We start from the raw sequence: 24,503 nt of genomic DNA, 5'->3' as shown, positions 1-24,503 counted from the left end.
CTTGCTGTTGGGCACGTGAACAAGCGTCACGCAGGGGCGTGGCGCTTCTTGCCGTTATTTGAAATATCACCTGTAAATCCAGGCGATGAGATGTGCTGACGGCGTGAAAATAAATTGAGCCAAAATTGTTCCCAAGATCTTCGTCAGGACAAGGAGTGTTACGAGGGCTTTGACATCCCCATAGGGCCGCGTACCTCGTAAAGCCTGGTCCGTAATGGACGCAGACTTTGGATCCACAAGCATGGTGAGTAAAATTGTGCCAACGCTATTGATGAATCCAGACGATTGTGCGACTTCCAGTCGATGCTGTGGGTTGAGCAGAGCCGAGTAGTTAGATGCTAAAACGCCGACCGTGTATACAGCCGTGATCATAATATTGACCAGGAGTAGTCTTTTTGGGATTTGGCGGAACCTTAGCCCTGCCAACAGTGTGCGACGCGGAACGGTCGTGCTGTTTCGAATCCGTCTGATGTTTGCGATGGATAATGCTTGCAGCATGAGCGCGGGCACGGATCCGACAATTTCTAGCCGATTCACCGCTTTTCCGAAGATCCTCAAAAACGTCGGTATAAAAACGGCACCTACACATGCCCCAATGGTCGCTCCAAATAGGATTTGTCGCAACTGCCATATCGGGTCGATGTGATACTGGATGCTATGATCTACCAAGGCGCCGATTGCTGGAAGAAACAATGTGCTGGAAACTCGGGTAACAAGAGAGATGGTATTAAACAAAGATGTAGAAAGCGCAAATTGACCATTTTTTACGGCGTTGAGACGAATCGAGTAAGCAAGCGTATCGATAAAGTGAAGCAAAGCAAACAATCCTGTGATTTCAAGGGCCAGCCTCTCCAAACGATCAGAGCCTTTCCGTGTTTAGGGTAACTGCGACACCTGTGGACTGGGACGACGAACCAGAATAAAAGATAGAACGACAAGGGCGTCATAATCATTGCTTCTAGTATAATCATTTCCGATTCTGTCAACGCTTTAAAGACAGAAGGGAGATGAAGAGATTGTTCGGCCGAAAAAAGGCGAATGACAAGAACACATATCTCCACTATACCTCTGGATTGGTTCACTCGCACCGACCAGTGCGCTCGGGAAATTGCTAGTTTTCAATGCAATGTTCTGGCCCATGGTCGGTACCGGTCTGATCATTCGATTTTTATTCCGATACTTGTGGATAAAGTTCGTTGGGAAAGAGCAACTAAAGCAATTCTTCCCGTCACCTGTAATGTATTACCGCGATGAGTTGGCTGCTGCAGTTGAATCAATTGATAGATCAGCAAACGAAAACGAAATTAACGATAAAATTAGTGATCTCTTAGTGTCCATCGCTGATAACATAGCCTCTACACTTGGACTTCGGAAAAAGGATTACAGGATGTACTTTGTGAACCCAGATTCGAATAATTCCAATCAGACAAAAATATCTGCCTTCCGAGTGGGCAGAGAGTTTGAAATGGAGAAAAAAGGGAAAGCGCAACTTGGTCCCACTGTGGAGAAAGATGCCAAGGCAATCGATCTGCTCTTGGATGAAAGCGCAACAGAAATTGTTGTTCCTGGAATGACGGGGATGCGAAAGACTTCGAAAAGAAACTATCTGCTATTGGGAATTAGTGTAGAACACAGTGGAATTCGTGTAGGTTGATACAGCCTTTTGATAGGGAGGCGCAAAAAGGCTGGGAGCCAAGTCACAGGCTCCCGGCCTTTTTTACGTTTCCTATGACTGGCTATAGCCCGGGTTGAATCCAGCTTTAGGAAAACACAGGTCGTAGATTAGAAACCGTTTACAAACGAATCGAATGGTGGTATAGTTCATCTTGTTTGTTTGTTGCCAGACCGAACAAACTGGTTTGGAGTGATTGAGATGAGGACGGGCACGATAGTTCGGAATGCGAATCGGACGTCTGTTTTGGAGCTGATTCGGATGGAGGAGCCTATTTCTAGAGCTGGCATTGCCAAAGAGCTTAAGATGAGTCGGTCGGCTGTTTCGGAGATCGTGGATCTGCTTGTGTCTGAAGGGTTGGTGCGAGAGGTAGGCACCGGGAACTCCACACAGCGTGGAGGGCGCCCATCTGTACAACTACGATTCGTACCGACTGCAAGATATTCGTTCGGTATCGACATCGGCGGAACGAAGACCATCTTCTTGTTAGCGGACCTAAGCGGCCATGTTGTGGCGAGTAGGAAAATGTCGTCGCACGCCGAGGGCGTGGATTCCTTAGAACACATCCGAAGTGAAGCGGAACGATTTTTGTCCTCTTTGGACATCGCTAGGGAGAAGATTGTCGGAACTGGCGTCGGGGCACCCGGGGTGACGAATTATGAATCCGGCGTCGTTGTCGCAGCCCCGGGGTTAGGTTGGAATCACGTGAATGTAAAAGAGGCGTTTGAGAGAACGTTACCTGGCCCTGTTTTTGTGGACAACGATGTGAATATGGCCGTAATTGGTGAAACTTGGAAAGGGCGAGGAGCGAATTATCGAAACGTTGTCCTCGTCACGGTCGGAACAGGTATCGGCGCGGGAATCATGATGAATGGAACGGTCCATCGGGGCGCACAAGGATATGCTGGTGAAATTGGGTACTTTGTGGTTGACCCTTTAGCCGAAGGTAAAAATGAGCTCGAAAGCTTCGGAGCGTTGGATAGACTGGCGTCGGGCAGCGGGATCGAATCCCAGGCTGCAGCCATGTTGGCCGATTATCCCGATTCACTGCTTCATGGACAAGATATTACATCGGAACAAGTGTTTGCGGCCGCATCGAAAGCGGATCCATTAGCGACGCGCGTTGTGAAAACGGTCGAAAATTATGTTGCTTACGCACTCATGAACATTGTAGCGCTGCTAAATCCGGATGTCGTTATTCTCGGTGGGGGTGTTGCTCAGTCGGGCGAGGCGTTTTTGTCTGCGATCCAGTCCCGAGTTCGAGACTTAATGCCCATTCCGGTGACCGTTGTCGGTGCCGCGCTCGGAGAGAATGCCGGTGCGCTTGGGGCGGCAGCTACTGTTCTGTTGGAAACGAATCATTTGAAGTTGAATAGTCGGCAAGTATAGGTCGGCAACTGTGATCGAGGCAACCGCCTGAAAGCGGTTGTGTGACGACGAATTTTAGGAGGGATAGGCATGTCTCAAACAAGGGAGCACGGACTCGTTCGGGGAATTGGTTTGCTTCAAGCCACCGCAACCAACATGTCCCAAATGATGGGCGCTGGGCCGTTTATCACGATCCCGATCATCTTGACAACCATGGGTGGCCCACAGGCGATGTTTGGCTGGATTGTCGGAGCGCTTTTGGCCATGCTTGACGGATTGGTATGGAGTGAACTCGGATCTGCCATGCCGGGTGAAGGCGGGACGTATATTTATCTGCGTGAGGCTTTCCAGTACCGAACAGGAAAACTCGTACCGTTCCTATTCATTTGGTCCACGTTACTCGCCACGCCCATGATTATGTCAACGGGTGCAATTGGTCTCTCTGATTACCTAATCTATTTTTGGCCGAGCATGACACCGCTCGAGACCAAGTTGGTAGCTGTCGGCATCACCATCATCACCATAGGGTTGTTGTATCGCCGGATTCAATCTGTTGCAAAGATGACCACCGTGTTGTGGGGCGGTATGATTCTCACCGTTGTCCTCGTCATTGTTGCAGGGGTAACGCACTTTCATCCGCATGTGGCGTTCTCGTTTCCACATGACGCATTTGCCCCGTCCAAGTTCTTCCTTGGCCTAGGTGGGGGGATGCTGATCTCCATTTACGACTATATGGGCTACTATACGGTGTGCTATCTCGGCGACGAAGTGAAAAACCCTGGCCGCACGATTCCGCGCGCTGTCATCTTGTCGATTGTGTTTGTCGCCATCATCGATCTCTCTATGAACCTCGGCATCATCGGCACGGTTCCATGGCAGACAGCAATGAAGAGTCAAAACGTTGGCACGCTCTTTATGCAGATGGTTTGGGGACGTCCAGGTGCAACCATCATTACGGCACTCATCATTTGGACATGCTTTGCGTCCCTCTATACCGGCTTGCTGGGTGCTTCGCGGCTTCCTTACAATGCCGCAGTGGACGGGCTGTTTTTCAAGCCATTCGCTAAGCTTCATCCGAAAATGAAGTTTCCCCATATTTCGCTGCTTGTCATGGGCGTCATTATGGCTATCTGTTGTTTCTTCAACCTGTCGCAGATCATCAACGCGCTCATGGCAATGTCGATCGTCGTTCAGTTCATCGGCCAGATCATCGCATTGACGGTTCTTCGGAAGCGCCAGCCCGACTTGAAGCGTCCCTTCCGTCAATGGCTCTATCCATTGCCGAGCATTCTCGCGTTTATTGGTTGGGCATACGTGTTTTATTCCTCTGGCTGGCCGGCCATTCGACTTGCGCTTGTCTGGACAGTCGCAGGTATCATTGTCTTCTTGATTTGGGCCGGACGAAAGAAAGAATGGCCATTCGGACCGAAAGTGATTCGCGAGGTTTATCGCACCGACAACGCGTGACGTTGGTGGGGGTAGGTACCGGTACGGAAGAGTCCGGACAACGGACAAGGCAGGTAAGGCAGGTAAGGCAGGTAAGGCAGGTAAGGCAGGGGCGAATGCCTGTCGCATAGGTCTCATAGGTCGAATTTCGCAGCGGTTTATGCACCCGGGGTATTTAGTTGTTCGGAATAAGGGAACCCCATTCGCTTACGGCGCAGCTTGCTCGAACCGGCAACGAGCAGCGGCATGGGGTTCCCTTACCTTGTCTATTTCATGATTCTGACCGGTGGATATTGGGCTCGACATGACCCCCAGTCATCTATACGAGACTCCGTAGGGGGTAAGCGGGGAATAACGGAATCCCAGTACCTTGTTGACTGCGGCTTGGCGTGCCGGATGTGTGGGTATAGGGCGGTGGTCGCCTTATACCCACACTCTTCCAGAACAAGCCTACGGTACGCCCCGTTTGTCTCAAAGCTTCCCGAACCCGTGGAAACCACACCCAAACCTCCATCACGCCATCACCTCAACTCCCTGCCAGACCCGAAAAGCTCCGCCCAAGCATTCTCCCGACCATTCCATATATTTACTAAAAAATATTGTTGTAACACCGCTATGTAAGCGCTATATTTCTCTTATAGTTCGTTCGTTGTACGAACTAATAGCCGGGGTGATGTTGCTTGGGAGTACGACAGACATATAACGCTCAGGAAATGAAATTGCACAACTCAAAAGCCATTTTGCGAGAAGTGCGCGTAAATGGTCCGATGTCGAGAATCGACTTGGCCACACGGTTGCAGATGTCCAAGTCGACTGTGTCTGGCATTGTGGCAGAGCTCATTGAGAAAGAGTTGATCACAGAGACTGGTTCCATGCAGTCGCAAGGTGGTCGGCGAGCCATTCGTCTACAGTTCAACCAGGCTTATGGATGCGTGCTTGGGATTGATATTGGACTGTTCTGGATGCGCTTTGCGGTGGCCGATTTGAACGGGCATATTCAAATTCAGACCAAGCGTCGGATGCCGAGCGGAAGGAATGGTTCGCGGGTTTTGTGCGCTTTACAGGATGCGATTCGGGAGCTGATCGACGAATTTCAACTTTCTGAATTGAGTGTTTTATCCGTTTGTGTCAGTGCACCTGGGAACGTGCGCGAGGATGGAACGTTGGTGAATGCCAGTGCGATTCCCCATTTGGAGGGACTGCCCCTCAAGGAACAATTGAGTGAACTGTTCCCGTCTGCACTCATCGTCATCGAAAATGATGTGAATGTCGCTGCGTTTGCGGAGAATTGGAACGGTTGCGGGTCTAGATACAGGACATTTGTCTATGTGGGCATCGGTTCGGGACTTGGCTGCGGCCTCGTGCTGAACTCGCAGTTGTTCCGGGGGGCGCTTGGTGCCGCTGGTGAAGTGGGGCTGTTGTCAATGGGTCTCGGGGATGGGCCTACGATTGAGGAAGATCTGTCGTCGTCAGGCATTTTGCGAACCTTCAAGCGATACCGTAACAATGATGGCCATGTGACAAGCGTCAAGGCTGCATTTGAGGTCATCTTACGCGAGCCAGATGCGCATGAGGAGTTTATTCAATGGCTCGTCGTTCGGCTCGCCTACGTCATCCGTATATTGTGTGGTGTGCTCAATCCGGAAGCAGTGATTCTTGGCGGGGGAATTGGTAGAAGAATGGACTTTCTGTTGCCGAATGTTATGAAAGCGCTCAACATAGCTATTCCATCACCGATTGTCGAAGTGTCTTCGCTAGGTGATGACATTCAGTTAGTGGGAGCGGTTGGTATCGCCCTTAATGAGGTATCTGACTTACTTGTGGAGTTGCGGGGATGATCCGGTCGTCTGACTGGGCAATTCTCGTTCCATATATCCCAATTTCGATCACGCTTTGAGCAAGGAGGCCAACCAGTGAAACGGACATACAAGTTTGTCGCCGTCAGCACAACTGGAATTCTCATGTTCCTCGCTGGCTGCACACCACCGGGTGCACCACCTTCGGCAGGTCAGAGTGCTGATGTAAGCGCTGCCGCGCAAGGCTTGAATTGGAACAACATCGATTACGCGAAGCTGAAAGGTCAGACCGTCACGATTCTGTGGACGATGACCGGGTCGGCTGCAAAAGTGCGGCCGAAGATCGAACAGGCGTTTACCAAAGAAACAGGGATTAAAGTACGCAATATCGGTGTCGACTACAATTCTGTATACAACAAGGTCATGACATCGGAAATGTCCAACTCCAGCGACATCGACTTGGCTGAGATGGACACCATTTGGGCTGGTGACTACGACAATGGAAACATCGCAGTGAATCTGTCGAACGTGATCCCGAAAAACGTTCAGGCGAAGTTCACACCGTCCTCGCTTCGATCCGTCGAATACAAAGGGGACATCATGGGTGTGCCGTGGTACTCCAGCACCAAGCACTTCTATTGGAATAACAAGTTGCTGCACGAAGCCGGTATCAGTTCGCCCCCGACGACGTGGGACCAATTTATGACCGACTCGAAGATCATTCAGCAAAAGCTCGGAAGCAAGGGGACTTATGCGTCGGCGTGGTCGTGGAAGCAGGCGGAGTCCTTGACGTGTGACTATGTGGGCTTTTTAGGCTCGTTTGGCGGGCAGTTTTTCGACGCGAATGGTCGTCCGGCATTTAATTCTGGCGGTGGTTTGAAAGCGCTTCAATATATGACGGACTTGATGAAAAGCGGAACCGTGGACCCTGCGAGCCTGCAGTGGACTGAAGAAGATGTCATGAATGCTTTTGCGGCCGGGAAAATTGCTATGATGAGCAACTGGGAATCAATGTACCCCGCGCTCAATGACCCCACTCAGTCGAAAGTTGTTCATCAAACGGACGTCGGACTGTTGCCTGGTGAAGGGAGTGTTCGGTCGGCGGCGGTTACCGGATCGGAAGGTATCTCACTCCTCAAAAATAGCAAGCACAAAGAAGCGGCACTGGCTTTTTTGAAGTTTATAGCGTCCAGGGAGTATCAGTTTGACGAGTTTAACGACGAGGGCCAGTACCCGACGTTGCGGTCACTCTATAGCGATCCCAAGGTCGAATCAGCAGATACAACCCACACCCTGGGCAAAATTGAAGCCGAGTTTCAGTATGGGGTGAACCGTCCAAATGCCCCCGGGTATGTTGTGTGGGGTGACATCCTCTCCTCCGATATACACAGTGCGTTAATGGGGACAAAGTCACCAGGTCAGGCACTTAATGACGCGGCTATGAGCATCAACGGAGCCATTAAATCTGCGGAAGACTAAGAGGTTGAGGGGGACGCCAAACTTGCGACCCTCCCTGACGAAGAGGGGAATCCAATGGCAAAGTTATCGAAGCGACAAAAGGGCGACATGTGGTTTGCCATCTTATTACTGGTACCAACGATTCTGGTGCTAGTGCGAATTTTCATATGGCCCATATACCAGTCTCTCGTGTGGAGTTTTTACCACTATAACTTGTTGGATGGATCGGCGGCTCGGTTTATTGGACTGAAAAACTATGTCTACACACTAACTGATCCGCAGTTTTGGATGTCGACTTGGCGGGCCATCTATTTCACGGTATTCACGTGTTCCATCGAGTTGGTCCTGGGATTGTTCAGTGCTTTATTGCTCAATCAAGTGTTTCGCGGGCGGACCATTTTCCGTGCCATGATCATCATTCCTTGGGCATCACTCACACTCGTGAACGGACTGCTGTGGAACTGGATTTTACAGCCGCAAAATGGCGCTTTGCAGGTGGTTATGCACGCTCTGCACCTGTTGCCTCAGCACGCAAATCCGAATTGGCTCGCTTCCACTGACGGATCGGTCATTTGGGCTGGGGTAGCCGATATCTGGAAGATGACACCGTTCATGACGTTGCTTCTGTTGGCTGGATTGCAGTCCATTTCAGGCGAGTTGTATGAAGCGTCGATGATGGACGGGGCTGGGTTTTGGCGGAAGGTATGGAGTATCACGATTCCGCAACTGACGCCGGCTATCATCGTGGCGTTGGTTCTCCGAATCATGGGTACGTTCCGCGTGTACGACATCTTGACGGTGTTCACCGGAGACCCTTCGTCATCCGTTACGTATCTGACGATGAATTACGGCTTCCGTTACTTCTATATGGGCAAAGCGTCCGCCATGGCGTGGACCAGTACGCTCTTTATTCTCGCTCTGATCATTGTCTACATTCGTATGATGAAAAAGAATATGGACGAGCAAACGTGAGGTGACGAACGTGAAAAGAATCCAAAAGAGCAGCAGTGATATCATCCCATCCGGGTATCTGTGGACCGGCCTCATTATTTTGGCTGTGGTGACGCTCGCCCCGTTTGTTTATCTTGTGGCGTCATCGCTTTCCAATAAAGTGGAATTGCTTGATGGGCATCTCATTCCACATCATCCAACCTTTCTGAATTATGTGCACTTGTTTCAAGGCACAGACGGGGCGAATTTTCTGCACGCGATGTTGAACAGCGTCGAGGTTGCCATTTTGACGACGCTCATTTCGATGATCATCGGTGTATTTGCGGCGTACGCATTCGCGCGACTCCACTTTCCGTTTCGCATCACGAGCCTGTTCGCTGTACTCGCGATGCAGATTCTGCCTTCGGTCAGCATCATTGTGCCATTGTACGTATTGTTTCGAAACGGCATTACCATTGGTATACCGTTCACGCATGTGGTGTTTTACCATTCACCACCTTTGCTCGACACGATTTGGGCGTTGGTGGTGGCCTACACGGCGGGATCGCTTCCGTTTGTCATCTGGCTGATGTCAGGCTACTTTCAGTCTGTGCCAAAGGAACTCGAGGAAGCAGCCACAGTCGACGGCACGGGGCGATTCGGAACGATGTTTAAAATCATTCTTCCACTGTCGCTGCCCGGTCTCGCGGCTACGTTCATCTTTACGCTCTTGAACAACTGGGACGAATTCATGTTTGCATCGGCATTCACGACAACATTTGCGTCGAAGACCGTACCGGTTGCCATCCAAGAATTTATCGGGAGGCACTCGATGGACTGGGGCCTCATGACCGCGGGGGGATTTATCGCCACACTGCCGCCGGTCATTATATCCTTCTTCTTCTATCGATATATCGTCAACGGTGTGACCGCAGGTGGCGTGAAAGGGTGATTGGATGAAGTACTTTCTAGGTTTGGACGGCGGGGGGAGCAAAACTTTCACTGTCGTTGTCGATGAAACCGGTCACTTGCTCGGTCGGGGGCATGGGGGACCGGGAAACTATCAGACGGTCGGGATCGAAGAGGCGCTAAGAAGTTACCGCGAGGCAATCGAAGAGGCGCTTCGCGAGGCCGGTATTACTATCCATCAGGTTACGTTTGCAGAGTTTGGTTTGGCGGGGGCGGATCGGCAAAAGGATTTGAACATCCTGCTTCCCGCCATCGAGACCACCGGCTTCGCATACTGGGATGTCGTGTGCGACACCTTTGAGGGGCTGCGAACAGGAAGCAGAGAGAACGTGGGCGTCATCCTTGTTTGTGGTTCGGGAACGAACGCCGCTGGTCGAAATCTGCGGGGGGATACGGTTCAAATTGGTGGGTTTGGGTACTTGTTCGGTGATACGGCAGGTGGGCATTACCTTGCACAGGAAGCATTTCGCGCAGCAGCCAGGGCATGGGATCGCCGCGGACCTAAGACATCGCTATCCGAGAAGATTCCCAGATACCACGGGCTCGGCGATATGGGGGAGGTCCTTGCCTACTATTGGGACAACGATCTATACAAAACATCGCTAGACATGTGCAAACTTCTGCACGAAGCTGCCGACGAGGGGGACGAAATGGCCATTCAGATCTTGCGAGCGTGCGGTGAGGAACTCGGCGTCGCGGCGAACGCAGTCATCGACCACCTAGCGGGATTTGAGGGCATGGAGATACCGATTGTTCTCGTGGGATCTGTCATTCAAAAGGGGAGAAACATGCATCTCTTGAATGCACTGGATGACGAGATTCGGACGCGCCACGACTCGTTCCGCCTTGTTGTACCGGAGATGGCCCCGGTGTTTGGGGCGGTGTTACTGGCTATGGACCACGTCGGATTACCCGTGACAGAGGATATGGAACACCAGTTTGTGTCATATGGAGGGCATGAAGGATGAAAAAGGAAGCCTTGAAAGTAGCGGTAATTGGCGGCGGATCGTCATACACACCTGAGCTCGTGGAAGGCATTATCCGCAGGTACCACGAGTTGCCTGTACGGGATCTCTATCTCGTTGACATTAAAGCCGGCCGCGAGAAGCTGGAGATTGTTGGGGCGCTCGCGAAACGCATGGTCGAGAAGTCGGGATTGCCCATCAATGTGCATTTGACATTGGATCGGCGGCGAGCCATTGAGGGAGCTGATTTTGTCACAACACAACTGCGCGTGGGATTGCTTGAGGCGCGCGCCCGCGATGAACGGATTCCTCTCAAGTACAACTGCATTGGTCAGGAAACGACGGGCGCCGGCGGTTTTGCCAAAGCACTGCGCACCGTTCCGGTCATTTTGGACATCGCCAAAGACATTCAAGAGTTGGCACCGGACGCGTGGATGATGAATTTTACCAATCCGGCCGGTATCAATACAGAAGCTGTGTTAAACCACTCGAAGGTAAAAAGCATTGGTCTGTGTAATTTGCCTATTGGCACACAGATGCAAGTCGCCAACTTGACAGGTGTAAGCGCCGCGGAGATCGACATGGAGTGGGTCGGGATCAACCACTTGAACTGGGCGACCAAAATTCTAGTAGACGGTGTCGATATTCTGCCCGAGATCTTGCAGAAAGCGGCCGACGCCAAGGGCATGACGATGAAGAACATTCCTGATTTCGGTTGGGACGCGGACTTCCTCCAGTCGTTGGGTGCGCTTCCGTGCAGCTACTTGCGCTACTACTATATGACGGACGACATGTTGGCCGAGGAGATACAGGCGTCCAAAACGGATGGGGTGCGCGCCGAAGTCGTCAAACGTGTCGAGAAAGAGTTGTTCGATCTCTACCGAGACCCGAACCTCACCGTGAAGCCGAAACAACTGGAGCAGCGCGGGGGAGCGTACTACTCGGAAGCTGCCATGAATCTCATTTCCTCCATCTACAACAACAAACGAGATACGCAAATTGTGAACGTCGCGAACAACGGTATTCTACCATTCTTACCAGACACGGCATCGATCGAAGTGAAGTGCGTGATCGACTCGCAAGGGGCACACCCGGTGCAGATTGATACACCGATTGACGCACGCATTCGCGGCTTGATTCAAATTGTCAAAGCGTACGAGGAGCTTACGGTCGACGCGGCTGTTCACGGTGACTACAACGCAGCGCTTCAAGCACTGACTATCCACCCACTGGTCACTTCTGCCAAGGTCGCCAAGTCGCTGCTCGCAGACATCCTGAAAGAAAACGAGGCGTATCTTCCCCAATTCAAGTGATCTCGCCGGGAGCCTCTGCTTCATGGGGGCTCCTATATGCCTACTCGCATGAGGAGTGAGAAGTGTGAGCACCTACTTGGAAGAAATTTTGGAACAGCCGGAAGCGTTGAAACGACTGTACAGAAGTGCGCATAACAAGACCACATTGGCGGAACTGGCTCGCGATTATCAGTCCAGCCGGCCACAGCTTTTATTTGTCGGGATGGGGAGTTCTCATTACGCGGGACACGTGATTCGATCCCGATTGAGTCGAGCCCACATCCCCTTTCGCATTGAGGAAGCAGGTGAGGTATTGCACTACGAATTCGACGGGATCGATGAGCGTACATGGATAGTGGCCATCTCTCAGTCGGGTGAAAGTTACGAGACGCGAGAACTGGTCAAGCGAGCACGTGGACATGTTGCACGTATTGTCTCCATCACGAACGAAGAGCAGAGTACGATTGCGTCGTTAGCGGACCATACGCTGCTTTTGTGTGCGGGCGAGGAACAAGCGTCTTCAACAAAGACGTATCTGAACTCACTCCTTGCTTTGCATCAGTTCGTGGACGCCATCAGCGGGGAACGCTTCGTGACGGACGAGACTGTTCAAGGCCTAGCCGATACGTTGGAACGAACGAGTCCAAGGCTGATGACGAAAATGGCCGACGTGGTGAACTATCTGGACATTTCAAAAGAAGCGCATCCCCAGCCAATCCACATGGTGGCACGTGGGCCGATGTTTACAACGGCACTTCAGACCGCGTTGATATTAGCGGAGACGACCGATCTCTTCGCATCCGCGTTACCCGGTGGGACATTCCGCCACGGCCCATTTGAACTCTCGGGGCCCGAGCACCGCGTTGTTTTCTTTGCACCAAGTGGCAGGACACAAGACATCGTCACGAAGATGGCCAAGGAAGTCTACACGTACGGTTCCAAAGTTGTCTTGTTAAGCGATCACGCCGAAACATTCCCATTCGCCCACATTCCCTTGCCCCGAATCAGCGAACATTTTGCCCCGCTGTTGTATTTTTTGCCGATGGAACTGTTCGGGTCCAGCGTTGCTTTGCATCGCGGACGTATCCCGGGAACGATGAAGCGAATGGGGAAAGTGACCACAATGGAATGAGTGTTGAAAGGTGGGCGTGATCGAGCGTGTGGTACGTGTCTACTAATTTGAGGTCACGGCGATCATGACGTTTAAAGTCGAGGGCTCAGTCGCAATAATCAACAGAGGCGCGGATGGTATGGGTAATGGAAGACGAACTTTTCGGCCTTGCGTGGGGACCAACTGGCCGTTTATAAATGCCCTGAAATCGTAGGTCTTCATGAAACCACCTCCGCATGATCAACGCAACGGACAACATTGAGGCATGACTGAGATTGTCATTGTATGTATATTCAATGATAAGCTTACTATCTCAACTTTCTCAGACCAAAATCGGCAAATATGCCTTGATGTAACTGGGTAAACCATCGATCCACAGCTGTAATTGACGGCTGATGAGTTTTGAAATGCGTTTGCTAGCCTTTTTGGCAACGTCGTTTACCAGTTCTACGAGTTGGCTAAGTGCAACGGCCCAATCCAGTTCACCCACTTCGTCGCATAATGCTAAAAACAGATTACCTAAGGTGCGATCATCTGTACCTTGGCGGTGTTGCCAGGCTAAGAGAATATACCGTGAGAACACAATCGTCGTGTGGCTGATGAGCATGTCGTAGGAACGCCCTTGAAACTCCTTTTGCAGACGGAGTAGCGATTTAGTGCATTTGAAAAACACTTCGATATCCCAGCGAATGCCGTAAATCTGGATGATCTCCTCAACCGTGAGGGATGTATCCGTGCAAAGAATAGCGAGCCACTCTTTCTTGTTGCTTCGATGACGAACGAACACCACATGAACCGGGATACCTGGACTGAGCTGAGTATGTATGGAACGCAAAATGCCTTTGTTCGTTCCTTGAGCTGGCATCAGCGTAATACAGCTCTTGCAGGGAGAGGCGACGCCCTCCATGCAGATATCGCTTATTGTCGGCTTTGACCATTCCAATGACGTCCAATCCTCTGTCCAGCACCGCCTGGATTAACGGAGCGTATGTAAACCAGCTATCCATCAAGACGTAAGAGGCGTTCATGCCAGCAGCCAGGGCTCGGTCGAGCATAGCTGGGATGATTTCTGGTGCTGGCCGGAGGGCTTCAGTCCTTCGCTTATATCCGTGAGTACGTTTGTCGACCGCTTGACTCAAGCCCTGAATCTGGGATTTGGCAGAGCTTAGCAGAGAGAAATCCACAGGGATAAACGTGTGTCCATCCGACCAGCCAAGCGTCAGCATACGAAAGCCTTTGTAGTAGCAGTTTCGGGCGTGATCCTTGAATCGCGCCAAGAGTTCCACAGATTTGCTTCGATTACGTTCAAACATGGAATCGTCGACAACGAACGCACTGACACGCTTACTGGAGGTCAGGGAATCCGTTTTGTTGACAGCCTCCGCGCTGAGCGACAACAGGAACCGGCGCCATGCGAATCCGGAGCAATTTGGGAAACGATACACAGCATCCTTGCCAGGATACAATTCTCCCCTGGCACTTTCCAGAAGCTGAAACCAATTTCGATGGTGGAAGATAAGTACAAAGACAAGCTGAAACAGGTATCCGCAGGAGAAACCGAACTTCTTAGTGATTCCAGCTCTTCGAAGGTGCTTGAGGACCTTGAGTTCATGAAAAACAGGTTTAATTTCAGCTGGCAATTGATTATTTTCGGCTTGATGGTCTATCATGAAGGGATAGCACCTCTTCCAATGGTAGTGTTTGTTCGCACTTTCACTATACCAAATGGAGCGGTGCTTTTAATTTGTCAACACTGACATCCGAATCATTCTAAAGCGTTATACCACATGGGATTTGGCGGTATTCTTCTCTGCGAAAGTTGAGTTTGATAACATTCGCGATGGATTCGAGAGACTAATTGGCTTGGATCGATATGTTAAAGTCGGACCATGGCTATGCCCGTTGTGGGCGTCGAGCCAACAGGTCACTACTTGATGAATCTCGCACATTATCTGCGTTACCACGGCGGTGGCATTGTCCTGGTTAAACCCAATGCATGTGAGTAAGAGCAAAGAGTATTGTTGTATTTATCATTGTTCGGGGTTAGGGAAACGTAAAAACCGCTCATGTCGATCGCGATTCATATTGAGCGTGGCGATAACTGAATAAGCTCCTTGTAACTCTGGTGAAGTTCGAGTCTTAATTTTCGAAGGAGGGCTTACGATGGTCGACATCCATGCAGCTCTACGTGCTGAAACTGAAGCTTGGAACAGGGCGTATGAGACAAAGATCGATGTTGAAATTCGGAATATGCTATCCAAAGCATATCGAACTTGACTCGCGATTTGGCGGATGAGAGTTGCCTGCTATTATACAAAAAGGGGCGAATGTTTAATGGCGTACAACTTGAGTAACTATTCTCCTGCGCCAATTTTTGAAGCAGGTAAACTGTCACACATTTATAAGCCAAGGTTAACCAGCACTAAAGTAGCAACAGAGGTTAAATCTTATTTAGTATCAATTTACAGTCAAATGTAACATTAGCGTGTGTCTATCAAGACTCATGGAATAAGGTCCGTAATCACTGAGATAACATATGTAAGGACGCCTCGGATAAATGACGGAGTAATATGATTTAGCTTAGCGGCGCACCCACGCTTCTCTTATGGTATTCATCGTTTGAGTGACTAAAAAGAAACTGCGGGTGTGCCGCGGTGAAAATTTATGGTTTCACAGGTGTATAAAGCGTGCGTTCGCGTTTATCGAGTAACGGGATAACGGTGTTCCTTATAATACGTTGAAAGTACGCCGTTTCTGAATGCCTGGCAAGTGCTTCCTCGTCTTCGTATTGCTCGAACAGCAAAAATACATCGGGATTGTCCTTCGAACGATTGACCAGGTATTGTAGACATCCTTTCTCTTGCTCGACCAACGGTATCATTTCACGCAGCGCTTCCTCGACTTTATCGCCCATACCTTGTCTGCAGTGATAGTTCGCTATCAGTACGATCATTTTTAGTCGCCCCTTCTGCTCAACCTTGTAGTTGACGGCTATACTGCTTGGTCTCTTGATTGTACAAAAAATGTAACACGTTGTAATGGGTTCGGACTGTTCTGCACTCGCTTCATGAGGGATTGCTAGTCAGGCAACCCTCATGAATTTGGTTTTACAGGCGACAGAAGTCCCAAGTATTCCATCGCTGTACAAATGTGAACTTACAAAACAAAGGTATCATGAGAATAGTGGTCGCAAACATCAACGAAACGATGTTGGCGACTGCAATTTCACTCATCCTCTGAATTTTGATACTAAAGGAAGATATCCATCCGCATTTTCGCGAGAAGTGAGTGAATTGATTCATCTGTTCCAAGTACGCGATCCGCTCAGCTGCTTTCGGGCCTGAGTGCTCGATGCCCGTGATCGAGCTTTATCATGGGGCAAGCCAAATGAAGTGGTCATGTGCCCCCTCGCAGCAAATTCGGTCCCCGGTACGTTAAAGCAGCGGTCGATGTCGTCGGCGATGTCACGAATAGGCACAGCCTCATCACCAATCCGTTTAGTTATGCACCCGCAATTGCTGCCGCGGCCAAGCGGAACAGTTGCGCGGCATCGAGTCGCGGCACTGCAGGCCAGCGATTGGAACCGTCACCTGGGTAGGCAAAATCTCTCCCTTGGCCCGGGCAATGTTAATGACGGCAGGGACGAAACCATTATCACCTTCGCCGCGAACGACAGTGGGAGCCGCACCGCCGATACGCCCACAGCGTAGTTCGGCTAATGGCCCATAGGCCACAGAAGGCTCGTCCAGCCTAGAGGAAATTCGTTCCTTTGTGACAGTAAAGTATCATTGGGTGTTCTTTCTAGTAAGTTTAACTTTCGCAAATAACTGCCCGCATCGTAGCCAATTCACATCGATGTCCGAGAACTCCAGATTTGCTAAATCATCTTCTCTATTACGATGTATACGTGGTACTTTTATTGTATTTGTAGAGCACGGGTTCCTGTGCTTTTCACAGGCATGATAGGGTTTCAAGAGGAGGGCAGCCAATGAACAAAACAGACCGTTTGTTAGCCATCGTACTGGAACTGCAACGCAAAAAAATGGCACGAGCCGAAGATTTGGCGACCCTATTTGAAACCAGCGTACGGACCATCTACCGTGACATTCAGGCTCTCAGTGAAGCGGGCGTGCCGATTATAGGAACCCCAGGGACAGGGTACTCCTTGATGGAGGGCTATTTCCTGCCGCCGATAAGTTTCACGGTAGAAGAGGCTGTGACCTTACTCATTGGAACAGACTTTATCGAACAACGATTTGATTATGATTATCGTGTCAGAGCTCAAGCCGCTCGCGGAAAAATCGAAGCGATCCTGCCGGAGAGCGTTCGCAATGAAACATCTCGTGTACGAAAGACAATGCGCTTGCTCAACTCCGGTAAAAAGGTAACGCCGTCAAAAGAACGAGAATATCTCGAAAAGATCCGTCGAGCGATATTAGATGAGCGAAAGATCAGCTTTCATTATGCAAAAAGACTGGCAGATTCCGAGGGGAATCGACATAGTGTTCGTACTGTTGCTCCCTATGGACTGGTGCTCGTGCAAGGATCGTGGATGCTCGTGGCCCACTGTGATCTGCGCCACGATATTCGCCATTTCCGCTTGTCCCGAATGACGGAGCTTATGGATCTGGACGACCGATTCGAACTCCCAGCCCATTTTGACTTAAGGGAGTATACTCCTCCGGATGATCGGCACGTGCGAGTACGCCTTCGATTTAATCATGCCATCGCAGATAGGGTAAAGGAATCGAACTATCATTACATGGAATACACGGAAGAGCGGCAAGACGGATTGCATATGATCTTATGCGTTCGTCAACTGGAAGAAGTACTGGAATGGGTGCTTAGTTGGGGAGCGGATGTGATCGTACTCGAGCCTGAGTCATTCCGACATCGGATTCGTGAGGAAGTCGAAAAAATTTTGGAACGCTACTGACACACTGGTGTCAGTAGCGTTTTTGTATTGTTGGAGTCGCGGTAAGGAATGACTTGACGGAAGGTAACACGACAGCAGACCACTTTACATGGTTGCGAACTATACTACAGCCGTAATTACCGGAGGTACTAGCGGGATTGGGCGTGCAACCGCTAAGAAACTTGCCAACCTTGGTATCCACGTCATCGTCGCAGCGCGGAGCATTGAGCGAGGTGAAGAAACGGTTGCAGAAATCCGCTCCGTGGGTGGACGGGCAGATTTTGTGTCTACAAATCTTCATGACGAAATGAGTGCACGCCTACTTGCAAAAACAGCGCTAGAACTAGGAGAAGGCCATGTCGATATTTTGATCAATAACGCGGCGACCTTCCCTCCTTTCGGTATGACTCATGACATAACCGAATCCACCTTTGAAGGAACGTTCGGCGTAAACGTAAAAGTTCCTTACTTTCTTGTTGCCGAGCTGGCACCCTTAATGGCAAAACGAGGCAGTGGAACAATCATCAACATTACGACAATGGTGACGGAGTATGGCCAACCGGGTTTGAGTCTCTACAGTGCAAGCAAGGCTGCCATAAAGATGCTGACGAAGTGTTGGGCGGCTGAATATGGACCTAGTGGAGTCCGAGTGAACGCGGTAAGTCCTGGCCCTACCCTCACGGAAGGCGTACTTAGTATTTCCGGCGGGGATTCATTCACCAACCAGATGGCTTCGCAAGCACCAGCAGGGAGACCGGCTACGCCAGATGAAATCGCTGAGGCAATTGTCTTCCTGGCGACCGATGTTTCCAGTTACATCAACGGCGCCATTCTTCCCGTTGATGGAGGACGTACTGCAGTCTAGACTGCTCATGATCAAGTTAGTCCGTGTTCCATTGTAGCGTTCGAGATAGGGTGACCTTTCTCAAATTTTATTGTATGGGTGGAATTTAATTGTGAGTACTGCAAATTGGCAAGTTGATCCGGACCACAGTTCGGTTGAGTTTTCGGTGAAGCATTTAATGATTAATAGAGTGAAAGGTTTATTCGAACGTTTCGAAGCGAACATGAGTTTTGACCCCGATGACTTAACAACGATAGTGATACAAGCTTCGATTGAGGCAAACAGTATCACAACTCGTCAGCCACAACGAGATGCACAGCTGAAGAGCGAGGACTTCTTTCATGTAGAAAAGTATCCTCACATTACGTTTCAAAGCATTAGCTGTGCCCAAATCGGTGAACTATAGTGGACCCAAGAATCCGGACACCAGATAGGAGGACAGTTGGGTTACACTATGCCTATGAAAAAACAGTACACACCCGAGTTCAAAGCCAAAGTCGTCCAAGAGATTCTAAAAGAGGAAAAAACCATGGCGCAGATTGCTTCGGAGTACGGTGTTCACCCGGTGCAATTGAGCCAGTGGAAGAAAGTCGCCCTAGAGAACATGTCCAGCTTGTTCGTAGATGAACGGAAGGCGGTCAAAGAACAGAAGGCACAGGAGCAGAAAATCGAACGACTCTACGCCAAGGTCGGTCAACTCACCACTCAACTGGAGTGGCTAAAAAAAGAGTGGCATCAATCCGGACAAGGAGTGAGCGTACGTCCATGGTGGAGCGAGAGAACGAAAAGGTTCCCCTGCGTACCCAAGCTCATCTCCTGAGCCTAAGCCGATCCAGCCTCTATTATAAGCCCGTGCAGCCGTCGGAAGATGAGGTAAGACTGAAGCATCAGATCGATGAAATATACACTGCACACCCGACTTATGGCAGCCGTAAAATCGTGCACATGTTGCGACGTGAAGGTTGGGAAGTAAACCGGAAGCGTGTACAGCGCTGCATGCGGGAGATGGGCATCGAAGCAATTTATCCAGGCCCAAACCTGAGCAAACGCAACCTGAAGCACAAGATTTACCCGTACTTGTTGCGCAATGTGACACCAAGTTATCCGAATCACGTCTGGGGAATCGACATTACCTATATCCGCCTCAAACACGGATGGATGTACCTGGTAGCGGTGATTGACTGGTACTCACGCTATGTCGTGAGCTGGCAATTGGATGACACCCTTGAAATGCCATTCGTTCTGACTGCAGTCCGCTCAGCCTTACGCCAAGCCAAACCAGTGATTTGGAACAGCGACCAAGGTAGCCATTTCACCAGCGACCAATACACAAACCTGCTCAAAGAAGCTGGGGTCCAAATCAGTATGGACGGCAAAAACAGGGCACTCGACAACATCATCACCGAGCGCTTCTGGAGGACGTTGAAGTATGACCACGTCTATCTACAAGAGTACAACAGCCCAAAGGAAGCCAGACAACAGATTGGCAAATTCATTAATGAGTACAACTACGACCGCCCACACCAATCACTCGGATATCTGACACCGGCTGAAATCTATTTCCAAGAGGGTCGAAATGCATTACACCCTCCCAATGCTATCTGAAAAATCAGTAATAAGACTTCATAACTTAAACTAAAAAATCAGTGTCTTGACAAAGGGGTCCACCTTAATTGAGCTTAACGTCGAGGCCATAAAACTAGAGTAACTATTATTCGATCGGCAGCAGACCGAGCAAGGTTTGTTCAAGGTGCAGTGCTTCCTGTCGATGGCGAACACACGATTATTTAATTACGAAACCAACTTTCCTAACATGAAGGTTGGTTTTTATTCGCACTGTTGGGAGTGCAGCTAGTCCGCTATTCAAATTTCCAAAAGAGTCACTATTCAGTTATACTGCCGACAATGACGCAAGCATTATCCGTCCGGAATCGTATAATCATTCAGAAGTCCAGAGGTTAACCCGAGTTAATGAACGTGACTTAAATTAAAAACGGTTCTCCAATTACCTAGCGAAACGTTTCTGGAACAGATCGACCTGTACCCCCCTTAAGAAGGGACTAATGGGTAGGGCTTTGAGGTGCAGAATCGTGGAATGTAGAGTGATGGACACGTCAATTGTCAACACAAGGTGGTAAAAAACATCACCTTTGCGATGTTTCTTGCATTACCGTATAAGCTCTTGATAGGACTGTTTAAGAACACCGTACGCGACTAAATCATGATATCGGTCCCACTTGCGGACATGTTGAACAAGAGTCCCTTCGTAAGTCATTCCGATTTTCTGCATAATCCTTGAGAATGCTGGGTTTGTGGAAAATGCGAAAGCGAAAATACGGTTTAAATTAAGTTCCTCGAATTCGAATTTCAAAAGTCTGCTTGCCGCTTCCCTTGTGTAACCCTGTCCCCAGTACGGTTTTCCCATCCAACATGCCCATTCTGCTCGTTTATACTCATGATTGATGACTAAGGCGATTGTTTAAGTAAGGAAAGGGGGGTATGAAGAGTTGTCTGACGTGACCATACGGGATTTACAAAAGTACATTCGAAGTAAAGACCATCATCCTGAGCTGAAACTGCAATATCTTCAACGAATGCTGGTGAAAGAACCTATTAGTTCTACCAAGTATGGACAAACAGAACAAATTAAGAACTTTGAGGGGTAATTATGAAAACCTATATTTACATGGTGAGGCATGGCGAATCACCAAAGACGAAAGGGACTGAAAGAACAAGGGGGCTTACCAATAAAGGGAAAGTGGATGCGTGTCGGATAACTGAGTTACTGAAAACTGAGGGGATCGAAGTTTTCGTATCAAGTCCATATCAACGGGCGATCCTTACGATTCAGGAGTTAGCACAATCTTCAGGAAAGAAAATTTTAATTTATGAAAATCTCAAAGAAAGAAATTTCTCCGCAGACGACATCCGAATGCCTGATGAAGAATTAGTGCCTTTATTGAATCGGTCGTTTTCCGATCCAAACTTTGCTTTGCCGGGAGCGGAGTCTAATGCGGATTGTCAGAACCGAGCAGTAACGGTGTTAAAACAATTCCTAAAGACGTAGGAAGGACAGAAAATAGCAATTGGCACGCATGGAGCCGTAATGACCTTAATGATGGGATATTACGATAGTCATTACGATTTAAGTTTTCTACTACATACATCTAAACCAGATGTCTATAAAATGGAATTTGATGGTCAGGAATTAGTGGAAGTTAAAAGATTATGGAGCGAGGAAGCTAGGTTGTGATGTGGAATATGTATAAGAATGGAAGGGGAGGTTACGATCAAGTCCGAAATGTGGTGTAAATTCGTCCCTCGGTAGTTTCAGTGTTAAGTTACCTGAGTTGACTAACCTTTGAAAGTTGTTGTGCTTGCTTCTTCTGTTCCTCACGCCATGTGAAGTATTCCTTCATGTCGAGGTATTTGTGCCCCGACTGCCACTTCTCGTCCATCTCCATCAGCAACGCACCAATTAGACGGATCACGGAATTGCGATTGGGATAGATCCGAATGACTCGGTCACGTCGGCGTATCTCCTCATTCAGACGTTCCATGCCATTTGTCGTTCGTAGACGCCTTCTGTAGCGTTCGGGCAGGGACAGAACTGCCGTAATATCATCAAATCCATTTTCGAGAATTTGAATTGCCTTGAGTGCCTTCTCGCTGTAATCCGAGACCACCTGGTTCATCAACAACCGCGCCGTTGCCACATCAGGTGCGTCCAGGATAGCCCGTACTTTTCCGTACAGTTCGTCATGCAAATGCTTCGGTGTAGCATCAAGAAAATTGCGCATGAAGTGCGTCTGGCACCGCTGCCATGTTGCTCCTTGGAACTGTGCCTGCAATGCCTTTACCAGCCCGCTGTGGCTGTCTGAGACAACAACATCCACGCCCCTTAGATCTCGACTCTTGAGCCAGGAGAAGAATTCCGTCCAACTCGCCTGCGACTCACTGTCCCCAAGCATCATCCCCAGGATTTCACGATACCCATCCTCGTTGACACCCGTAGCGATCATAGCAGCTCGTGAGCGAACCCGACCTTCCTCCCGAATCTTTAGAACGATGGCGTCAACCAACACAAAGGGGTATCTCGTTTCTCTCAAATTGCGCTCATTCCAAGCCTGTACAACAGGGTCGAGTCGTTTACACAACTCCGATACCGTGGATTTCGAGAAGTCGACTCCACACAGTTCCTCAGTGATTGCGGAAATTTTCCTTGTGGATACACCGTTGATGACCATTTCTACAAGTGTCAACAAGAGAGCCTGCTCACTGCGTTGGTACCGTGCAAACAATTCTGTGGAAAAGCTCCCATTGCGCAAGCGTGGGACACGAAGGGTGAGGGTACCGATCCGGGTGGTCAATGGGTGAGGGCGAGTACCATTACGATATCCCTTTCGTTCCTCAGAACGTTCATACGGCTCCGCCTGCAATTGCTCTGAAGCTTGTGCTTTCAGGACTTGATTCAGGACTTGCTCTAACAGTTGGGACATGCCTTTATCCCCAGTGAATAACCCTTTCAAAATATCTTCATCCACGGTAATCTTGTATTGTGCCATTCTCGCATTCCTCCCAGTAGTTTCGTGCTGTCACACTGATTCTACCAAAGAGGGACGAGGTGGCACTTTTTATGTCACCCAGTGCGTCCACTGAATTTACACCAATTATATGGACTCAACTGAGGTTACAAATCCGAATTTATAAGCGAAGTATGTTAGTTGTCAGTGTCGTTGGTGCTATGTTTTTGTTGTATGGATGCAGTACAAATACTGTTCAAAACGAAACGGCTAACTCCATTTCAGAGGTCCCGAATCCTCCATATAAATATAGCAATCTTATGGGGTTTCAGCCTGTGCTGCCCCGTGAGCACTTCCAGTTAAACCAAAGTGGGGTTTATGTGTTTAAATATGTGAATCCTCCTTGGGGAAAAGTTGATCCGCGGGTTATGGAGACCTGGGGAAACGATACGGCCTTTGACGTCACTTACAATGCTTCAGACGGTACAGGAAAGTCCTTCATAATCATGGAAACCGCGATCGACTCGAGTAATCCCCCGAGAATCGGGACTGTCGCTTGGCAGTCCGTGCAGGAAAACGGTCAGACTTTTTATAAGCATGATGTGCCTGGATACAGGATTGGGATAGCCATGATTGACAAAGGTATTCTTTATCTTGTCGCAACCAATAGTGGGTTTAAGGCAACCCAGTTAGAACAGATTCTTCAAAGTCTTAACGTGCCCGTACGAACTGCGCCAGACCTGATAAAAACGCAGACATTTGGGTTCCCAAAAGCACGATCTGCTGTGCCGTTCACTGCCCTTGTCCCGAAGACTGTACCATTTAAGTGGGATACACAAAGTGCCGTCGGTGAAGATGTAAAAACGTATCAAGGTAGTCACAAGCAAAATACTGGAAGATTCACCTTGACATATGCGCATGGCAGTACACAGTTAAAGATCATCGAATCCGTCGGCATGAAGTATGTAAATCCAAATATTGCAAAGGCAGAGAACGGTGTGAAAGTTACTCTCAACGATGGCACGCAAGCAGTCTACATTAATGGAGGTTCTGCTGTTTCCTTCGTTGACGGAGGGAGTTCTAACCGTAATGCCATAACATGGACGACTACGAGTGGAGTCAATATGGTTATCGTTGGTCCGATGAATCTGACGCAGAACGACCTTGTTCAGGTTGCTAATTCTCTCGTGAAGCCTCAATGAAAATCGCACTCT

20 protein-coding genes and 2 pseudogenes are annotated in these 24,503 nt (G+C 49.4%); 17 read left to right on the top strand and 5 right to left on the bottom strand.

What is annotated here, in order from left to right; translation table 11 throughout:
- Positions 1-66: 66 nt before the first annotated feature.
- Entirely contained in the window at positions 67-816 is a 750-nt protein-coding gene (locus NZD86_RS17650; protein WP_268043365.1) for a lipid II flippase Amj family protein, read from the bottom strand.
- Between the two features lie 322 nt (positions 817-1,138).
- Here NZD86_RS17650 and NZD86_RS17645 point away from each other — a divergent pair, with 322 nt between their 5' ends.
- From NZD86_RS17645 to NZD86_RS17600, 10 genes are all read left to right on the top strand, one after another.
- Positions 1,139-1,654 carry a hypothetical protein gene (locus NZD86_RS17645; protein WP_268043364.1) on the top strand — a complete coding sequence of 172 codons (516 nt, stop codon included), beginning with the start codon at positions 1,139-1,141 and terminating at the stop codon, positions 1,652-1,654.
- A gap of 219 nt (positions 1,655-1,873) precedes the next feature.
- The gene (locus tag NZD86_RS17640; protein ID WP_268043363.1) at positions 1,874-3,061 is read left to right on the top strand and encodes an ROK family transcriptional regulator; all 1,188 of its coding nucleotides are present in this window, start codon (positions 1,874-1,876) and stop codon (positions 3,059-3,061) included.
- Between the two features lie 69 nt (positions 3,062-3,130).
- Positions 3,131-4,507, top strand: coding sequence for an APC family permease (locus NZD86_RS17635; RefSeq protein WP_268043362.1), 1,377 nt, complete (start codon positions 3,131-3,133; stop codon positions 4,505-4,507).
- Between the two features lie 698 nt (positions 4,508-5,205).
- Positions 5,206-6,324 carry an ROK family transcriptional regulator gene (locus NZD86_RS17630; protein WP_268043361.1) on the top strand — a complete coding sequence of 373 codons (1,119 nt, stop codon included), beginning with the start codon at positions 5,206-5,208 and terminating at the stop codon, positions 6,322-6,324.
- A 75-nt stretch (positions 6,325-6,399) separates the two neighbouring features.
- Positions 6,400-7,761, top strand: coding sequence for an extracellular solute-binding protein (locus NZD86_RS17625; RefSeq protein ID WP_268043360.1), 1,362 nt, complete (start codon positions 6,400-6,402; stop codon positions 7,759-7,761).
- Between the two features lie 54 nt (positions 7,762-7,815).
- Complete coding sequence (locus tag NZD86_RS17620) at positions 7,816-8,712, top strand: carbohydrate ABC transporter permease (RefSeq protein ID WP_268043359.1); 897 nt, start codon at positions 7,816-7,818, stop codon at positions 8,710-8,712.
- 10 nt (positions 8,713-8,722) lie between these two features.
- On the top strand, positions 8,723-9,622 hold the full coding sequence (locus NZD86_RS17615; RefSeq protein ID WP_268043358.1) for a carbohydrate ABC transporter permease: 900 nt from the start codon (positions 8,723-8,725) through the stop codon (positions 9,620-9,622).
- Positions 9,623-9,626: 4 nt separating this feature from the next.
- Positions 9,627-10,607, top strand: coding sequence for an N-acetylglucosamine kinase (locus tag NZD86_RS17610; RefSeq protein ID WP_268043357.1), 981 nt, complete (start codon positions 9,627-9,629; stop codon positions 10,605-10,607).
- Positions 10,604-11,917 carry a 6-phospho-beta-glucosidase gene (locus tag NZD86_RS17605; protein WP_268043356.1) on the top strand — a complete coding sequence of 438 codons (1,314 nt, stop codon included), beginning with the start codon at positions 10,604-10,606 and terminating at the stop codon, positions 11,915-11,917. The genes NZD86_RS17610 and NZD86_RS17605 overlap by 4 nt, the downstream gene beginning before the upstream one ends.
- Before the next feature lie 64 nt (positions 11,918-11,981).
- A complete protein-coding gene (locus NZD86_RS17600) occupies positions 11,982-13,028 on the top strand; it encodes an SIS domain-containing protein (RefSeq protein ID WP_268043354.1) in 1,047 nt (348 codons plus the stop codon).
- 301 nt (positions 13,029-13,329) lie between these two features.
- On the opposite strand, the pseudogene NZD86_RS17595 reads toward NZD86_RS17600, so the two are convergent.
- Positions 13,330-14,677, bottom strand: a pseudogene (locus NZD86_RS17595) (IS4 family transposase).
- Positions 14,678-15,669: 992 nt separating this feature from the next.
- Positions 15,670-15,960, bottom strand: coding sequence for a putative quinol monooxygenase (locus NZD86_RS17590; protein WP_268043353.1), 291 nt, complete (start codon positions 15,958-15,960; stop codon positions 15,670-15,672).
- Between the two features lie 508 nt (positions 15,961-16,468).
- Here NZD86_RS17590 and NZD86_RS17585 point away from each other — a divergent pair.
- The 5 genes from NZD86_RS17585 to NZD86_RS17565 all read left to right on the top strand — a co-directional run bounded on the left by NZD86_RS17585 (position 16,469) and on the right by NZD86_RS17565 (position 20,371).
- On the top strand, positions 16,469-16,717 hold the full coding sequence (locus tag NZD86_RS17585; protein WP_268043352.1) for a hypothetical protein: 249 nt from the start codon (positions 16,469-16,471) through the stop codon (positions 16,715-16,717).
- A gap of 278 nt (positions 16,718-16,995) precedes the next feature.
- Positions 16,996-17,943, top strand: a complete 948-nt coding sequence (locus NZD86_RS17580; RefSeq protein WP_268043351.1) for a helix-turn-helix transcriptional regulator — start codon at positions 16,996-16,998, stop codon at positions 17,941-17,943.
- Between the two features lie 88 nt (positions 17,944-18,031).
- On the top strand, positions 18,032-18,787 hold the full coding sequence (locus NZD86_RS17575; protein ID WP_268043350.1) for an SDR family NAD(P)-dependent oxidoreductase: 756 nt from the start codon (positions 18,032-18,034) through the stop codon (positions 18,785-18,787).
- A gap of 91 nt (positions 18,788-18,878) precedes the next feature.
- On the top strand, positions 18,879-19,172 hold the full coding sequence (locus NZD86_RS17570; protein ID WP_268043349.1) for a YceI family protein: 294 nt from the start codon (positions 18,879-18,881) through the stop codon (positions 19,170-19,172).
- A 48-nt stretch (positions 19,173-19,220) separates the two neighbouring features.
- Positions 19,221-20,371, top strand: a protein-coding gene (locus NZD86_RS17565; RefSeq protein ID WP_407655237.1) for an IS3 family transposase whose coding sequence is annotated in 2 segments (ribosomal slippage) — positions 19,221-19,497 and positions 19,497-20,371 — 1,152 coding nt in all. Because the reading frame shifts where the segments join, the coding sequence is not laid out codon by codon here.
- Between the two features lie 562 nt (positions 20,372-20,933).
- Here NZD86_RS17565 and NZD86_RS24810 read toward each other — a convergent pair.
- Positions 20,934-21,230, bottom strand: a complete 297-nt coding sequence (locus NZD86_RS24810; RefSeq protein ID WP_407655266.1) for a GNAT family N-acetyltransferase — start codon at positions 21,228-21,230, stop codon at positions 20,934-20,936.
- 204 nt (positions 21,231-21,434) lie between these two features.
- Between NZD86_RS24810 and NZD86_RS17560 the strand changes: the two are divergent.
- Positions 21,435-22,019: pseudogene (locus NZD86_RS17560) on the top strand (histidine phosphatase family protein).
- 88 nt (positions 22,020-22,107) lie between these two features.
- Here the strand turns inward: NZD86_RS17560 and NZD86_RS17555 are convergent.
- A complete protein-coding gene (locus NZD86_RS17555; protein ID WP_268043348.1) occupies positions 22,108-23,331 on the bottom strand; it encodes an IS256 family transposase in 1,224 nt (407 codons plus the stop codon).
- A 71-nt stretch (positions 23,332-23,402) separates the two neighbouring features.
- On the opposite strand from NZD86_RS17555, the gene NZD86_RS17550 reads away from it, so the two are divergent.
- Positions 23,403-24,491, top strand: coding sequence for a hypothetical protein (locus NZD86_RS17550; RefSeq protein WP_268043347.1), 1,089 nt, complete (start codon positions 23,403-23,405; stop codon positions 24,489-24,491).
- Positions 24,492-24,503 lie beyond the last annotated feature (12 nt).

The sequence above is a fragment of the Alicyclobacillus dauci genome, assembly GCF_026651605.1.
Lineage (GTDB): Bacteria > Bacillota > Bacilli > Alicyclobacillales > Alicyclobacillaceae > Alicyclobacillus > Alicyclobacillus dauci.
This window is presented reverse-complemented; position numbering and strand designations above follow the sequence as displayed.

Bases quoted from the DNA above. Each gene is read 5' to 3' on its own strand.
- NZD86_RS17645 (WP_268043364.1), top strand. From the start codon at position 1,139: ATGGTCGGTACCGGTCTGATCATTCGATTTTTATTCCGATACTTGTGG.
- NZD86_RS17640 (WP_268043363.1), top strand. From the start codon at position 1,874: ATGAGGACGGGCACGATAGTTCGGAATGCGAATCGGACGTCTGTTTTG.
- NZD86_RS17635 (WP_268043362.1), top strand. From the start codon at position 3,131: ATGTCTCAAACAAGGGAGCACGGACTCGTTCGGGGAATTGGTTTGCTT.
- NZD86_RS17620 (WP_268043359.1), top strand. From the start codon at position 7,816: ATGGCAAAGTTATCGAAGCGACAAAAGGGCGACATGTGGTTTGCCATC.
- NZD86_RS17610 (WP_268043357.1), top strand. From the start codon at position 9,627: ATGAAGTACTTTCTAGGTTTGGACGGCGGGGGGAGCAAAACTTTCACT.
- NZD86_RS17605 (WP_268043356.1), top strand. From the start codon at position 10,604: ATGAAAAAGGAAGCCTTGAAAGTAGCGGTAATTGGCGGCGGATCGTCA.
- NZD86_RS17590 (WP_268043353.1), bottom strand. From the start codon at position 15,960: ATGATCGTACTGATAGCGAACTATCACTGCAGACAAGGTATGGGCGAT.
- NZD86_RS17585 (WP_268043352.1), top strand. From the start codon at position 16,469: ATGTCACGAATAGGCACAGCCTCATCACCAATCCGTTTAGTTATGCAC.
- NZD86_RS17580 (WP_268043351.1), top strand. From the start codon at position 16,996: ATGAACAAAACAGACCGTTTGTTAGCCATCGTACTGGAACTGCAACGC.
- NZD86_RS17575 (WP_268043350.1), top strand. From the start codon at position 18,032: ATGGTTGCGAACTATACTACAGCCGTAATTACCGGAGGTACTAGCGGG.
- NZD86_RS17555 (WP_268043348.1), bottom strand. From the start codon at position 23,331: ATGGCACAATACAAGATTACCGTGGATGAAGATATTTTGAAAGGGTTA.
- NZD86_RS17550 (WP_268043347.1), top strand. From the start codon at position 23,403: ATGTCACCCAGTGCGTCCACTGAATTTACACCAATTATATGGACTCAA.